This is a genomic window from Specibacter sp. AOP5-B1-6 (assembly GCF_052376555.1).
Classification (GTDB): domain Bacteria; phylum Actinomycetota; class Actinomycetes; order Actinomycetales; family Micrococcaceae; genus Specibacter.
The window spans coordinates 1-15,394 of record NZ_JBQSVT010000011.1; the positions used below are offsets into that span (position 1 = coordinate 1).

Genomic DNA, 15,394 nt, shown 5'->3' on the forward strand with positions numbered 1-15,394 from the left:
TTTAGCCATGACGACAAAGACCGGGGCGCCGTGCGCGTCGGTGACCCAGGTTTCCTCGGTCGCCGGGACCGGGAACTTCAATCTGGTGGAGTAGAGTTTCCCGATCTTTTTCGTGCCCTGATAGGCACGCACATGCCCGTCAACATAGAGAATCGCCGCCAGATCCTCCCCACCAGGCCCGGTGCCGGTTAGGCGGTGTTTGGCCAGGGCAGCAATCAGTTCCTGGGCCTTGCCACGCTCGGCGAGTTGGCTAATCCGGCGGCGGATGGTTTTTACTTCCGGGGCCCGATCCAAACCCAACACCCGACCAAGCTCTTCGGGGTCGAAGCGTGTGGCTCCCTCGGCGCGGGCTTCCCCGGCCAGTGCGCGCAGCACACTATCGATCAGGATCGTTTCGAGCCCGTAGAAACCATTCGGCAACGCCCCGTACACTTCTTTCGCGCAGGCCAGCAGGCCGGTGGTTTCCAACGCGGGGAAGGCCAGAAACAGCCCGGCGTGGCGAACATGGGAGGCCGGGGCAAAAACTGAGGATGCGCCTTCAAGCAGGCCGGCAGCAGCACGCTCGGCAGTGCGGGGCGCCGGGGCTGGAGAGAGCGGCAGTTCAGGCTGCGGTGCTGGTATTGGTGTTGATTCCAGGGTTTCACGCTCGGGGACTGCTGTTTCTGTGGCAGCTTGTTCGGCAGCGATTTTCAGGGCGCGACGGACACTGAACTCCGAGACGCCAACCATGTTGCCGACGGCCTGCTGGGACAGACCGGTGCTGCGCAGTTCCACGATCCGGCTGATGACAGTGTCGCTGAGTCGGGAGGCCTTCTTCGGCCCCTTCTTTTCCGGCACCAACGCAGCAATGCCACCGACGGCCGCCCGCTGGACCCATTTCCACACCGCCACCGAGGAAACTCCGAAAGCTGCCGCGATCTGCTCCTGGGAGGCCGCGCCCAGACGCACCAATTTCACTGCCGCCCACCGACGTGCAGCAGCGTCTTCGGCATCCCACACGTCACACAGTTGCCCGCGAATATAGACTTCCCCGCCACGGTCGTTCTCCACCAAAGAGACCGCCAAGCCCACCGGCTTGGCAACAGGATCCATCGTCACAGGCAGGGGAAGTTGAGCAGTCATGAAAACCATCATTTCACCCCTCGGTAGACGACAAAACACTAACTCTATTTTATCGTATTGCGGGCAAAATTAACAGTCTTTCAGCCACTCAAAACCCCCGAAAATCAACGAACTTCAAATGCCAGTCCCCGACCATGACCGGAGCCCTGATCGCAGCGATCGGTGTGTTGTCTTCTGTCCTTGCTCTTGCAAGTCGTTCCCGCCCAGCTAGCATTCGGCAATTGCGGCGATCTGGCCTGCGGGTTGCTAAGCGCCGCCATTGCGGGGGTCCTCAAACTGGAGTAAAAACCCTCCCCAGGCCGGCTTCGGCTGCCCCTGACAGGCCTCGCCTGCCGGGCCTCGGGCAGGAGGCAGGAGGCCGCAGCCAGTCCACTATGCAAGCAGTGGTCTGTGGCGAGGGTCGGGATAGTGCCTTCGGAAGGCAACGGCTTCGGTGGGAAGAGGCAGGCTGGTTCGGTTCCGTCGTCGTGCCTTGTCAGCATGGCACCCTGCCCGCACCACCATCGATGTGCATTAACGCGCACAGGCTCTGCGCTATTGGTCATTGATGTTCCGCCCCTGCACTGGGAGACTCGGGAAACCGGGAATGTGCCGCAGCTCACAAGCTGCCGGCGGCCGGCCCCAGATGTCAACGTCGACAGGCGCGCTGCGGCGCGGAGGAGCAAAAATGAGTGCAAGTGCGGGGCCGACACCATCGGCGAAGGAGTCGGGGTTGCGGAAGGTCGTTGCCGCGTCCATGGCGGGCACGGTCGTGGAATGGTACGAGTTTTTCCTGTACGCCACGGCCGTCACCTTGGTGTTTGGCAAGATGTTCTTCCCGAACTCCGGCTCCGAGCTCGACGCGATCATGGCAGGGTTCCTGACCTACGCCGTCGGCTTCGTTGCCCGGCCCATCGGCGGCATCGTCTTTGGCCACTTTGGCGACAAGTTCGGCCGCAAGAAGCTCCTGCAGCTGAGCATCATCCTCGTAGGAGTGTCCACGTTCCTGATGGGCTGCCTGCCCAGCTTTGGCCAGGTTGGCTACTGGGCGCCGGCGCTCCTGGTGATCCTGCGCTTCGTGCAGGGCTTCGCGGTGGGCGGGGAGTGGGGCGGCGCCGTGCTGCTCGTGGCAGAACACAGTCCCAACAAGTCACGCGGATTCTGGGCATCGTGGCCGCAGTCGGCCGTGCCGTTGGGCAACCTGCTCGCCACGGGGGTCCTGCTCACCTTGGCTTCCGTGCTCAGCGATGCCGCGTTCCTGGGCTGGGGCTGGCGCGTTGCGTTCTGGCTTTCCGCCGTGATCGTGCTGATCGGCTACTACATCCGCACCAAGGTCAGTGACGCTCCCATCTTCCTGGAGGCGCACGCCGAAATGGCGGAGAACCCCCAGGCCGGCTACGGCGTGTTCGAGGTCCTGCGCCGCTACCCGCGCGGCGTGTTCACGGCCATGGGCCTGCGCTTCGCCGAAAACATTCTCTATTACCTGGTGGTCACGTTCTCCATCACCTACCTGAAGATCATCGTCGACATCGACACGTCCCGCATCCTCATGCTTTTGCTGGTGGCGCACGGCATCCACTTCATCGTGGTGCCGCTGGTCGGCAAGCTCTCGGACCGGATCGGCCGCAAGCCCACCTACATGCTCGGCGCGCTGACGGGCGCCACCTGGGGATTCTTCGCCTTCCCCATGATGGACACCAAGGACGACCTCATGATCCTGGCCTCGGTCACGATCGGACTGATATTCCACGCACTCATGTACGCCGGCCAGCCCGCCATCATGGCCGAAATGTTCCCCACCCGCATGCGCTACTCCGGCGTCTCACTGGGGTACCAGGTGACCTCCATCGTGGCCGGCTCCATGGCACCCTTCATCGCCACCGGCCTCGTGGAACACTACAAATCCTCCGTCCCTGTGGCCCTGTACCTGCTCGGCGCCTGCATGGTGACAGCCGTCGCCGTGTACTTCCTGAAGGAAACCAAGGGCGTCTCGCTGCAGGACATTGACGACGCCGATGCCGCCGGAACGCTGGCCCTGGGCCGTGCCGCTGCGGCCAAGACTGCAACAAAGGTGGGTTAGGAATGGTTGCCGGTTCAGTTGGGAACGGGGCTGGGAAGGGGCCTCCCGACGGGGGAGCAGACGCGGCTGGTTCCCCGGTTCGTTCATCGGCTGGCTCCCCAGCCGGGCCGCTGGCCGGGCGACGGGCCCTGGTCACCGGGGGCGCGGGCGGGCTGGGCGCTGCCTGCGCCAGGGCACTGGCCGCCCAGGGCGCCCATGTCATCGTGGCCGACCGTGACGGAGCCGGGGCTGCGGCGGTCGCTGCCGAAGTGGGTGGTGAAGTCTGGGAAGTGGACCTGCTGGACACCTCAGCGCTGGAGTCACTGACCCTGGACGTTGACATCCTCGTCAACAATGCCGGCATCCAGTCCATCAGCCCCATCGAGGACTTTGACCCGGCCGCGTTCCGGCGCATCATGACGATCATGCTGGAGGCGCCGTTCCTGCTGATCCGTGCCGCACTGCCGCACATGTATGCGCAGGGACACGGCCGGATCATCAACATGTCTTCCATCCACGGACTGCGTGCCTCGGCGTTCAAGTCGGCGTATGTGGCGGCCAAGCACGGCCTGGAGGGCCTTTCAAAAGTGACAGCCCGCGAGGGTGGCGCGCACGGGGTGACCAGCAACTGCGTCAACCCCGGATACGTCCGCACACCGCTCGTTGAAGGCCAGCTCGCCGACCAGGCGGCCACCCACGGCATCCCCGAAGAGCAGGTGCTGGCCGACATCATGTTGGCAAAGAATGCCATCAAGCGGCTCATCGAACCCGACGAGATTGCCGGGCTGGCGGCGTGGCTGGCTTCCGACCAGGCGGCCATGGCCACCGGCGCCTCCTATCTCATGGACGGCGGCTGGACGGCCTGACCTTCGCCCGCAGCGCAGTATGACCATTGGTTCATCCTTGGGGACCGGACCAAGGGTGATGCCGCGTTTTTGTTCAGGCGGGCAGGAGCCGGCCCTTCATCCGGGACGTCTCCTGCAGGAACGCGGCCATCACGGCCTGCACCGCGGGCGACCGCAGCGACTCCGGCCTCGCGGCAGCCCAAAACTGCACCTTCTGCTCCACCTCCCGGGGCAGGACCCGGACAAATCCCTCCCGCCCCTCCACCATGAACGCGGGCAGCATGCCAATACCGGCGTTGGATCTGACGGCCTCGATTTGGGCGAACACGCTGGTTGACTGGAACTGTGCCGGCTCGCTGGTCAACGACCGGCGCTGCTGTGCCAGCTCCGCCACCTGCAGGGTGGACTCCACGTAGGAGATGAACCGGTGGCTGGCCAATTCGGCTGCCGTCTCCGGCATTCCGTGCGCGGCGGCATAGCCGGAGCCGGCATACAGCCGCAGCGCGTAGTCGGCGAGCAGCATGGTTTCGGCCCGGCCCGCCTCGACGCTGCCGGCCACCACCTCAATGTCCACCCCCGAGCGGTTCTGGCTCAGCCGCCGCGTGGCACTGAGCAGTTCCACGCGCAGCAGGGGCTGCTTCTTTTGCAGCCGGACCAGGGCCGGGGTTGCGATGAGGGCGCCGAAACCGTCCGACGTGCTCACCCGCACCACCCCCGAGATGGTTTCCGCCCCGTCCCGGACCCCGGTGCTCAGGGCGCTGAGGCTTTTTTCGATGCCCTCGGCGGCCGACACCGCGGCCCGGCCAAGCTCCGTCAGTTCCCAGCCCTGCGGGGTCCGTTCCAAGGTGCGCCCGCCCAGCTGCTTGTCCAGGGCCAGGATTCGCCGCGACACTGTGGTGTGCGTGGTGTCCAAGGCGTCCGCGACAGCGGTGAAGCGTCCCAGCCTGGCCACGGTAAGCAGCACCAGCAAATCGTCAGGGCTGGGAAACCTCTTGAAATCCAGCATGAATCAACTCCTTATATAGGCAGGTGCGGCCACGACGGCCGGCGATGTGCATGGATGCACATGCACTCTGCCAATTTCGGTCTTGTTTGCACTCTAGCAGGATGTGATGCTGGTCATAACGGGCCAATGTCAGGGCCCTGGGACATAATGGACAACGTAAGCAAGGGAGCTTTCATCATGGCAGTTGTGGCATGGATTGGTTTGGGCAACATGGGCGGACCCATGACGGCCAACATGGTCAAGGCAGGGCACACGGTCCGCGGCTTTGACCTGAGCGCGGAAGCCCTCGCCGCCGCCGTCGGCCAGGGTGCCGCCCCCGCCGACTCGATCGCTGGCGCCGTCACCGGTGCCGACGTCGTCTTCACCATGCTCCCCAAGGGCGACCACGTCCGCAGCGTGTATTTCGGGGACGGCGGCATCCTCGCCAACGCGGCCAGGGAAACCCTCCTCATCGATTCCTCCACGATAGACATCGAGTCCGCACAGGCCGTGCACGACGCCGCTGCTGCCGCCGGCTTCCGCTTTGTTGACGCCCCGGTCTCGGGCGGCATGAGCGGCGCGGCTGCCGGGACCCTCACCTTCATGATTGGCGGCGAAAGCGGCGCCGTGGCCGACGCTTCCGCCTACATCGAGCCCATGGCCGGAAACGTCATCCCCACCGGCGGAGCCACCACCGGCCAGGCCGCCAAGATCTGCAACAACCTGATGCTGTTCATCAACCTGGCCTCCACCGCCGAGGGCGCCGTGCTGGCGGAGCGACTTGGCCTGGACAAGCAGGTCTTCTGGGACATCGCCTCCGTCTCTTCCGGGGACAGCTGGGCGCTGCGCACCTGGTATCCGGTTGCCGGCGTCGTGCCGACCGCGGCCGCCAACAACGACTTCGCACCCTCCTTCACCGCGGAGCTGGCCAACAAGGACATTGGCCTGGCCATTGCCGCGGCCCGCAGCACCGACACCCCGCTCGAGATCGGCGAGCACGTCCAGCAGCTGTTCCAGCGCCTCATCGACGAAGGCGAGGGCGGCAAGGACTGCAGCCGGATCGTTTCACTGGTGGACGGGTCCCTCAAGACCTCCGCCACTGCCACCGCCCTTGGATAAGAAAGGCACTTGCCATGACTGATGCACAAGCAACCGAAACTGTCCGCGACTGGCCCATGTGGATCGGCGGCGAGGAAGTTGCCTCGGCCGGCGGGGAGTGGCGCAACGTCGACAACCCCGCCCGCCGCGAAACCGTCATCGCCCGCGTCCCGGCCGGCAACGAGGCCGACGTCGACCGTGCCGTGGCAGCAGCCCGCGCCGCGTTCCCGGCATGGCGTGCCCAGCATTTCAGCGGCCGCTCCAAGGCCTTGCTGGCGATTGCGGACGAGCTCGAGGCCCGCACCGAGGAATTCGCGAGGCTGACGGCCCTGGACACCGGCAACGCGCTGCGCACCCAGGCCCGCCCCGAGGCCACCACCATGGTCTCGATGTTCCGGTACTTTGCCGGCGTGGCCGGTGAGGTCAAGGGCACCACCCTCCCCGCTGGTGAGAACCAGCTGCAGTACACGCGCATCGAGCCGCTCGGCGTGGTTGCGGCGATCCTGCCATGGAATTCGCCGCTGATGATTGCCGCGTTCAAGATCCCGGCCGCCCTGGCCGCCGGCAACACCGTCATCATGAAGGCCGCCGACGACGCCCCGCTCACCATTTTGCTGCTTGCGGAAGTGTGCAACCGGCACCTGCCGCCCGGCGTCGTCAATGCCATGACCGGGCGCGGTGCCATCATTGGTGAGGCACTGGCCAAGCACCCCGGCGTTGACAAGGTCTCCTTCACCGGCTCCACCGAGGTGGGACGCGGCGTGGCTGCCACGGCCGCGGCACGACTGGCCCACATGTCCCTGGAGCTGGGCGGGAAGAACCCCTCCATCGTGTTCCCCGACGGGGTCGACGACGAACTCATCGACGGCCTGCTGCTCGCCTCCCGCTTCACCCGGCAGGGCCAAAGCTGCACCGCCGGGTCACGCCTGTTCCTGCACGAAGACATTTACGACGACGTGCTGGGCCGGCTCACGGCCAAGCTGGGAGCCTTGAAGGTCGGGGACCCGATGGATGAGGCAACCGACATGGGCGCCATCATCAATGCCAAGCAGCACTCAGCCATCACCGGCTACCTGGCTGAGGGCCGGGCCACCCCGGGGATGAAGGCGGTCCTTGGCGGCACAGCCCCCACGGAGGGTGCACTGACGGAGGGTTTCTACCACCTGCCCACAGTGTTCAGCGGGGGCCAAAACGAATTCCGGCTGGCTCAGGAAGAGATCTTCGGTCCGGTGCTGGTGGCGATTCCGTGGAAGGACACCGCCGACGTGATCCGCATGGCCAACGACACCAACTATGGGCTGGCCGCCTACGTGTGGAGCCACAACCTGGACAATGCGTTGAACACCGCCCACCAGATTGAAGCCGGCTGGGTGCAGGTCAACCAGGGTGGCGGCCAGGTGGCGGGGCAGTCGTACGGCGGCTACAAGCAAAGCGGCATGGGGCGCGAGGTGTCCCTGGAAGGCATGCTGGCCGGATTCACCCAGACCAAGCAGATTAACGTGAAGCTGCGCGGGATGCCCCATGGATAGGCAGCAGGGGCTTCCGCTGGAGGGCATTCGCATCCTGGATCTCAGCCGTGCCCTGGCCGGCCCGTATGCGACCGCGCTGCTGGGGGACTTGGGGGCCACGATCATCAAGACCGAAAGCATCAAGGGCGGCGATTCCAGCCGGTCCTGGCCGCCGTTTGAAAATGACCACAGCCTCTACTTTGACTCGGCCAACCGGGGCAAGGAGTCTATTGCCATCGACTTCTACACCCAGGCGGGGCGCGACTTGCTGTGGCAGCTGGCCATGAGCGCCGACGTCGTGGTGGAAAACTTCCGCCCGGGAGTGCTGGCAACCATGGGACTTGACCCGGAACAGCTGCGCGCGGCCAAGCCGGCACTGGTCATTGCCTCGGTGAGCGGATTTGGTGCCTCCGGACCGCTCGCACAGGCGCCGGGACTGGACCAGGTGGCGCAGGGCATGAGCGGGCTGATGTCGGTGACGGGCCCGGACAAAGAGAACATGTTCAGGGTGGGCGTGCCCATCGTGGACCTGGTCTCCGGCATCAACACCGCCCTCGCAATCGCGGCGGCGCTGGTGGGCAGGGACCGCACCGGCGCAGGGATGGAGGTCTCGACGTCGCTCCTTGAAACGGGGCTCGCGCTGAGCGCCTTCCAGGGGCAAAAGTATCTGAGCACGGGGGAAGTGCCGGTGCCGCTGGGCAACACCCACCCGGCGCTGACCCCGTACGGGGTGTTTGCGACTGCCGACATTCCCGTCATCATCGCCGTGGGCAATGAAAAGCAGTGGCAGCAACTGTGCGCACTGCTGGGAGCCCCGCAGCTGGCGGACCGTCCGGAGTACGCCTCTGGCAAGCTGCGGCACGCGAACGAATCCGCGCTCAAGGCTGAACTGGAAGAGCTGCTGGCGGCCCGCACCGCCGGCGACTGGCTGCCGGTGCTGCGCGCAGCCGCCATCCCGGCGGGACCCATTTACAACTACGAACAAGCCTTTGCCGACGACCAGGTCAAGGCCCTTGACATGGTGGAAACCGTGCATCGCGCCGACGGCACACCGCTGCCGCTGGTTCGCGGGCCCATTTCAATCAACCGGGAAGCGCCGCGCATCCGCAAGGCACCGCCGGCGCTGGGGGAGGACACCCTGGCGGTTTTGACGGACTTGGCGCTGAGTCAGGAACAGATTGCCGGCCTGGTTGACGCCGGGATTGTGCTGGCGGCGCCGTCGGCGGCATCGCCAGCGGAAGAGCAGCACGGGGAGCGCGGGGTGCCGGCATGAGTGCCGGGACTGCTCCCGTTGCTGCCGCGGGTGCAGGGGAGACGGCAGGCATGCTGCGCATTGAACGGTTGGGGCCGGTGGCGGTGCTCATCATGGACAACCCGGCCATGCGCAACGCCATCACCCAGGGCATGTGGCAGCAATTTGAGGATTTGTTGGCGGAACTGGATGCCGACGATTCGGTGAAGGTCGTGGTGGTTCGGGGAGCCGGGGAGCATTTTTCCGCCGGCGCCGACATTGCCTCCGTGCAAAGGATCCTGCACGACCCCGCCACCGGGCACAGCGACGGCGGCGACATTACGGTGGCCGAGAACGCCCTGGCACGCCTGCGCAAACCAACGATCGCAGCGATCGACGGCTACTGTGTGGGCGGCGGCTGGCAGATCGCCGGGGCCTGCGACATCCGGCTGGCCTCCGAGCGGGCGGTGTATGGGATCACCCCGGCCAAGATCGGCATCGTGTATCCATTGTCCGGCATCAAGAAGCTGGTGGAACTGGCGGGTCCGGCCACGGCGAAGTACCTGTTGTTCAGCGGTGACTTTGTTGACGCCCAGGAGGCGCTGCGGCTTGGGCTGGCCACCAAGGTGCTTGACCTGGCGGGTTTCTGGGAAGCGGTCCACGCCTATGCGCTGCTCCTGTCCGCGCGCTCGCAGTTCTCCGCGCAGGGGCACAAGGCGCTGGTGAATGCGATGAGTGCGGGAGCCGGCGACGCCGAAGTGGCCAAGCTCAGCGCTTACTGGCAGGGGCAAATGGCGATCAGTGAGGACGCAGCCATCGGTGTTGCAGCCTTCCTGGCCAAGGAGACTCCGGAATTCACCTGGCTGCGGCCCCGCGACGTGTGAACGAGGTGCGAATCGGGCCGCGCAGTCCGCGCCCGCCGTCAGCCCGCGCAGCCCCCGCCGCCGTCTGCCCCCGCCCGCCGGGCAGAGATACGGCTCGCATGACTCTTCCGCAGGCGGCATCCCAGTTCGCCGAGAACGCCCCTGAGCCGCGAGAATGCGTCGAAAATCCGCCTTCTCGCGAGCTTGAACCATTTTCGACGAAACCGCCTCGGAACCATGCGGGGTTGGCTCATTCTCGGTGCGCTTTTCCTTCTCCACCCCGGCGGAGCCGCCTGGGGTGTGCCGCACCTGAAGGCCGGGCATTCGGCGTCGAACGTCCAGCGTGACGTAAAACATGCACAACTATAAACTTTGCACTTGTGCAAGTTATGCGCTGGTGCATAAACTATAGTCATGCAAAATTCCACCGTGCCGCTGCGTGAGCGGAACCGTCTGGAGACCTGGGCGCTAATTCACGACAAGGCGTCCGAGCTGGCGCTTGAGGGCTGCCTGGCCAAGGCGACCGTTGAAGCGATTGCCGAAGCGGCAGGGGTCTCCAAGCGGACGTTTTTCAACTATTTCCCCACCAAGGAAGACGCCATTCTTGGCATTCAGGCACCAACGTTGTCTGACGAGACCATCGCGGCGTTCCGTGCCGGCGGGGATCAGGACTTGTTTGGCCGCACGGTGCACCTGATGGTCACAGTCATCAGGTCAATGTTTCCCGAAGCGTCCATGGCCGACCGCCGCAAGCAGCTCAAAGTTGCCCATCCGGAACTTGGGAAGCGCATCGTCGCCCACGTCACCGCCGCCGAAGAGCTGGTCGAGACAATCTTGATGGAGCGGTATCCGGACGACGGCCTGGAGATCACCTGGTCGGGTCTGCCGCCGGGACGAGACTCGGCGCTGGCCTTGTTGATGTTGGCTGGAGCCGTCATGCGGTTCGCCTTCTCCAAGGATTCAAGCGCCCCCACGAACGAACAAAGCACGGCCGTTGACGAGGCCATCGAAATATTTAGGGAAACCATGAAGGCAACATTATGAGTTCGAAGACTTCCACAACCACCACAAAGGGCGCAACCGGGCCTGAAGCGGCGAGCCCCGCAGCACCCGTGGAACCTGGTGCCCAGCGCAAGATCATCCTGCTGTTCGCAGGCCTCATGGTCACCATGCTGCTCGCCTCCCTCAACCAGACAGTCCTCTCGACCGCACTGCCCACCATGGTGGGCGAGCTCAACGGCGTCGAACACATGGCGTGGGCCATCACCGCGTTCATTCTGGCTTCCACCATCATGATGCCGGTCTACGGCAAGCTGGGTGACTTGTTGGGCCGCAAGCCCATGCTGTTGTTCGCCATCTCCATCTTCACCGTCGGCTCGGTCATCGGTGCGCTGGCTCCGGACATGGGCACCCTCATTGTGGCCCGCGTTGTCCAGGGCCTCGGCGGTGGTGGTCTGATGATTCTCTCGCAGGCAACCATTGCCGACGTCGTGCCTGCTCGCGAACGCGGCAAATACATGGGAATCATGGGCGGTGTGTTCGCGTTCTCATCGGTGGCTGGTCCGCTGATTGGTGGCGGGCTGACTGAGGGGCCCGGCTGGCGCTGGGCGTTTTGGATGAACGTGCCGTTGGCAGTGCTGGCCATCTTCGCCACAATCTTCCTGTTGCATGTACCCAAGGTTGTGCACGCCACGCGCCCCAAGATCGACTACCTGGGCATGATGCTCATTGCCCTCGCAACCACTGCCATTGTTCTGGTCGGCACCTGGGGCGGTTCACAGTATGCGTGGAGCTCCCCTGAGATCATCGGTCTCGCCGCCGCCGCCATCATCACTGGTGTGCTGTTCGTGTTCGTGGAACTGCGTGCCAGCGAGCCGGTCATGCCCATGATGTTGTTCAAGAGCCGCAACTTCAACCTGACCACTATTGCCGGTCTGCTCACCGGTATCGCCATGTTCGGTGTGCTTGGCTACATGCCAACGTACATTCAGATGGCCACAGGCTTCTCGGCAGCTCAGGCGGGCCTGCTCATGATTCCCATGATGGGCTGCATGTTGGTCGTCTCGGTTATTGTGGGCCGTCGCGTCTCCACCACGGGCCGGTACAAGGTTGCCCCGATCGCAGGCTCCATTATTTTGGCTGTGTCATTGACGCTGATGGCCACGCTCCATGCCGATTCACCCGTCTACCTCATCTGCGTGTACATGGGCATCATGGGCATTGGGTTGGGTTCCAGCATGCAAATCATGACACTGGTGGCGCAGAACTCCTTCCCGTTGAAGTTCGTTGGCACGGCCACCGCCGGGCAGAACTACTTCCGCCAGGTCGGTGCCACACTTGGTTCCGCCGTTGTGGGCGCCATGTTCGCCACCCGCCTGCATGATCTCGTTGCCGAAAAGATCCCCGGTGGCACGGGCGGTGGCGGCGCAGCCTCCTTCACCCCGCACCTGGTCAACAGCCTGCCGGATCCCATCAAGATGCTTGTGATCGAGTCCTACAACGAGGCCCTGATCCCGCTGTTCCTCTGGATGGTGCCCCTTGCCGGCATTGCCGCGATCATCCTCTTCTTCGTCAGGGAAGTGCCGTTGGAGACCAAGATCCACCGCGAAACCCCCGTGGACGTCTCCGCCGAGGCAGAGCCTGGCTCCATGGCTGAGTTTGAATCTGACGTGACGAACGACGCCGGGACCCCCGGAGTCGCCGGGCCGGAAGCCCTGGTGCGGCGCCAGTAAGCAACCCCTTCCAGATCGACTTTGCAGTTGTTGGACTGATTTGGCCGTTTTGGGCCTGTTTCCGTCCAACAACTGCAAAGTCGATGTTCGTGGCGGGTGGGCGGGACGGCGGCGGGGTGCCGTGAGCGGACTGTGAGATCGTTGCCCGTTAGACTGGGACAAGCGAATACATGCCGACGTAATTGAGGGTCACTTGCCAGAATTCACTGCCCGATTTGCCACAGCCGCCGAGATTGCACAATGGGACACGCTCGTCACTGCCAACCCCAACGGTGGCAACCTGCTCCAATCCGAAGCGTTTGCGGCTGTCAAGAAGAACTACGGCTGGGACACCCAGTTTCTGGTTTTTGAAGGCGCCGACGCCACCAGCTACAACCTGGTGCTGGAAAAGTCCTTCCCCGTGCTGGGCAAGCTCTGGTACCTCATCAAGGGACCCGATGTGGCAAAGGTGGAACACATCCCGCCCATGATGGCTGCCCTGCGGACGTTTGTGAAACGCGCAAGGCTCAATGTCTTTGCCGCCAAAATTGAGCCCGATGTCGTTTCCAGTGAGGCTGCCCGCGCAGTCCTCAGCGGTGCGGGCCTGGTCAAGGTGCCGAACCTGCAGCCCAATGACAGCACGGCGTTGCTTGACATCTCCCCGGACTCCAACGAGCTGCTGCGCAAGCTGCATTCACGCGGACGCAACGCGGTGCGCCGGGCCATCCGCGAAGAGGTTGAGGTGGTCCGCATGGACCCCACGGAATCAACCATGCGGACAATGTATGAGCTGATGGTGGGGACCATCGCCGCGAAGGCGAGCACCCAGGCCCGGGACTTTGAGTACTACCGGCAGTTCTGGACCGAGTTCGCCAAGCGCGGCCAGGGGCGTTTTTATTTTGTGTTTGAGGACGGCGAAGCCTCCGTGGGTGGCTTTGTCATCAACTACGGTTCCAAGGCCACCTACAAGGATGGCGGTTCGCTGCAAAAGCGCAACCAGTATGGTGACTCCCATCTCGTCCAGTGGGTGGCCATCAACGACATGAAGGAGCTGGGGGCCGTCGAGTACGACTTCTGCGGCACGCCGCCGTCGCACAAGCTCAAGGATCCCACCCACGCACACCACGGACTGGGGCTGTTCAAGACGAGCTTCTCCAAGACTGTCACCGATTTTGTGGGCTGTTACGACCTTGTACTCAGTCCCATGCGGTATAAATTGTGGACAGCGGCCGGTGAGCGCGGGTTTAGACAGCTTTACACCCGCCGCACAGGAAGGCAGTTCTACTAAATATTCTTCAGGCGCGGGCGGCAGCAGATCCTGCCGCACGTGCCGCGAGCAGTGGCACAGGGAGCATGAATGACAAACAATCCCAGCAGCCGGGACCAAGGCACTGCGGAAGACGCCCAAACCATCAACGCCCAAGGGAAAAACGCCCAAGCGAAACCCGCCCAGGGCCGGGACGCCCAGGGAGGCAAAGCGCCGGCTGTAAGAATGCATCCCGGGTTGATGAAGAAGGTTCAGCCGTCCCGGGCTGACAACAGCCCGGCCCCGGTGGCAGGCATGATTCCCGTGGTGGCTCCGGCCCGTCCCAACAAGGCTGCCCGGACTGTTCTGCGCAAGCTGGTCCAGGGGGAGACCCCGCCGACGGCGCCCATGACCATCGTCGAGAGGCTTGCCGGCAGTCCCTATGCCAACTTCACCATCCAGGTGGGCAAGACCGAGGAATCCGCCCGGAAAACCATTGATTTTGCTCTGCGGCTTGCCGAAACCATGTTCAGGTACGGTGCCGGCGCCCTCGAAGTCGAGACGAGCATCATCGCCGTCACTGCGGCGCTCGGGCTGCGCAACATTGAAGTCGACATCACCAACCAGTCGGTCATCATCAACTATGCGCCCCGGGATGCCGTGCCCATCACGCTTTTGCGGGTTGTGCGTTCCTGGACCAACAATTACGCCGGTCTGGTCGAAGTTCATGAACTCGTCAGTGACATTGCCAGCGGCGGTGTCACCAGGGAGGACGCCTATAGGCGCCTGGACGTCATCATCAAGAAGCCCAAACCGTTCCCGCGCTGGATGGTTTCGCTGGCTGAGGCAGTGTTTGCGGCGGCTGTTGTTGGTGTCATCGGCGGCAGCTTCTTTGGCATGCTGGTGGCGCTCCTGACCATCCTGTTGGCCGGGCAGGTGGCCCGTGTCCTGAGGAAGTGGCGGGTGCCTGATTTCTTCGTCACAGCCATCAGCTCCTTCATTGTCACCGGTGTGGCACTGGTGTGCTTCATGGCGCAGGTGCCGCTGAGCCCGTCTGTGGTGGTTGCGGGTGGAATTTTGCTGATGCTGCCCTCTGGCAGGCTCGTCTCTGCAATGCAGGATGCCATCAACGGGTTCCCCGTGACGGCGGCCGGCAGGTTCTTGTCGGCGTTCCTGACCTTTGGTGCCATTGTGGCGGGCATTGCCGTGGCCATCGTCTCAAGTGCGGTGTTTGGGGCCGACCGGCTGAATGTTGCGGAGACCCTGCAAGCATCCCTGCCGTTGTACTGGCTGGTCGTGCTGGTGGCCGTGGCAACCATTGCCATTTGCATTGCCGAGCAAACGTCGATCAAGCTGCTGCTGCCCACGACGGGCGTTGCCCTGGCCGGCTACCTGGTCTTTTACTTCGGCATGGAATTTGGTCTTGGCGGCCGCTTTGCCCCGGCGGTTGCCGCCGTTGTGATTGGCATGTTGGCCCGTTTCGTTGCCTTGCGGCTGGGGGCGCCACAACTGGTGGTTGCAGTTCCGTCCATCATTTTCCTGCTGGTGGGGCTGTCGATCTTCAGGGCGATGTTCGTCATGACCCTGACCCCGGACGACTCGGTCACGGGGGCTGTCGGCATTTTCAACGCTTTGGTGGTCATCCTGGCGGTGGCCGCAGGGGTGGTGCTCGGCGACAATGCCGCGCGTCCGTTCACGCGCAGCATTGGCCACAGGTACAAGCGCAGCAACCGCCGGCGGTAAGTGC

Annotated in this window: 12 protein-coding genes; 10 read left to right on the plus strand and 2 right to left on the minus strand. The window is 64.0% G+C overall.

Annotated elements, in window-relative coordinates:
* Positions 1–1,122, minus strand: a 1,122-nt coding sequence (locus tag ACT3TS_RS07380; protein WP_444530858.1) for a helix-turn-helix domain-containing protein, incomplete at its 3' end; no start/stop codon positions are given.
* Positions 1,123–1,789: 667 nt separating this feature from the next.
* On the opposite strand from ACT3TS_RS07380, the gene ACT3TS_RS07385 reads away from it, so the two are divergent.
* Both ACT3TS_RS07385 and ACT3TS_RS07390 read left to right on the plus strand, forming a co-directional pair.
* Positions 1,790–3,181 (plus strand): MFS transporter, encoded by a 1,392-nt coding sequence (locus tag ACT3TS_RS07385; protein ID WP_444530859.1) that lies wholly within the window; start codon positions 1,790–1,792, stop codon positions 3,179–3,181.
* Between the two features lie 2 nt (positions 3,182–3,183).
* Complete coding sequence (locus ACT3TS_RS07390) at positions 3,184–4,026, plus strand: 3-hydroxybutyrate dehydrogenase (RefSeq protein ID WP_444530860.1); 843 nt, start codon at positions 3,184–3,186, stop codon at positions 4,024–4,026.
* A 73-nt stretch (positions 4,027–4,099) separates the two neighbouring features.
* On the opposite strand, the gene ACT3TS_RS07395 is transcribed toward ACT3TS_RS07390, so the two are convergent.
* Positions 4,100–5,011, minus strand: a complete 912-nt coding sequence (locus tag ACT3TS_RS07395) for a LysR family transcriptional regulator (protein ID WP_444530861.1) — start codon at positions 5,009–5,011, stop codon at positions 4,100–4,102.
* A gap of 177 nt (positions 5,012–5,188) precedes the next feature.
* On the opposite strand from ACT3TS_RS07395, the gene mmsB reads away from it, so the two are divergent.
* From mmsB to ACT3TS_RS07435, 8 genes are all read left to right on the plus strand, one after another.
* Positions 5,189–6,109 (plus strand): 3-hydroxyisobutyrate dehydrogenase, encoded by a 921-nt coding sequence (gene mmsB, locus ACT3TS_RS07400; RefSeq protein WP_444530862.1) that lies wholly within the window; start codon positions 5,189–5,191, stop codon positions 6,107–6,109.
* Between the two features lie 14 nt (positions 6,110–6,123).
* The gene (locus ACT3TS_RS07405) at positions 6,124–7,617 is read left to right on the plus strand and encodes an aldehyde dehydrogenase family protein (protein ID WP_444530863.1); all 1,494 of its coding nucleotides are present in this window, start codon (positions 6,124–6,126) and stop codon (positions 7,615–7,617) included.
* On the plus strand, positions 7,610–8,869 hold the full coding sequence (locus tag ACT3TS_RS07410) for a CaiB/BaiF CoA transferase family protein (protein WP_444530864.1): 1,260 nt from the start codon (positions 7,610–7,612) through the stop codon (positions 8,867–8,869). Before ACT3TS_RS07405 ends, ACT3TS_RS07410 begins: the two co-directional genes overlap by 8 nt.
* Positions 8,866–9,711, plus strand: a complete 846-nt coding sequence (locus ACT3TS_RS07415) for an enoyl-CoA hydratase/isomerase family protein (RefSeq protein WP_444530865.1) — start codon at positions 8,866–8,868, stop codon at positions 9,709–9,711. Before ACT3TS_RS07410 ends, ACT3TS_RS07415 begins: the two co-directional genes overlap by 4 nt.
* 393 nt (positions 9,712–10,104) lie before the next feature.
* Complete coding sequence (locus ACT3TS_RS07420) at positions 10,105–10,734, plus strand: TetR/AcrR family transcriptional regulator (RefSeq protein ID WP_444530866.1); 630 nt, start codon at positions 10,105–10,107, stop codon at positions 10,732–10,734.
* A complete protein-coding gene (locus ACT3TS_RS07425; protein ID WP_444530867.1) occupies positions 10,731–12,422 on the plus strand; it encodes an MDR family MFS transporter in 1,692 nt (563 codons plus the stop codon). The genes ACT3TS_RS07420 and ACT3TS_RS07425 overlap by 4 nt, the downstream gene beginning before the upstream one ends.
* Positions 12,423–12,615: 193 nt before the next feature.
* Positions 12,616–13,689, plus strand: coding sequence for a lipid II:glycine glycyltransferase FemX (locus ACT3TS_RS07430; RefSeq protein ID WP_444530868.1), 1,074 nt, complete (start codon positions 12,616–12,618; stop codon positions 13,687–13,689).
* Positions 13,690–13,962: 273 nt separating this feature from the next.
* Positions 13,963–15,390: a threonine/serine ThrE exporter family protein gene (locus ACT3TS_RS07435; RefSeq protein WP_444530966.1), complete on the plus strand. Its 1,428-nt coding sequence runs from the start codon at positions 13,963–13,965 to the stop codon at positions 15,388–15,390.
* Positions 15,391–15,394: the final 4 nt, after the last annotated feature.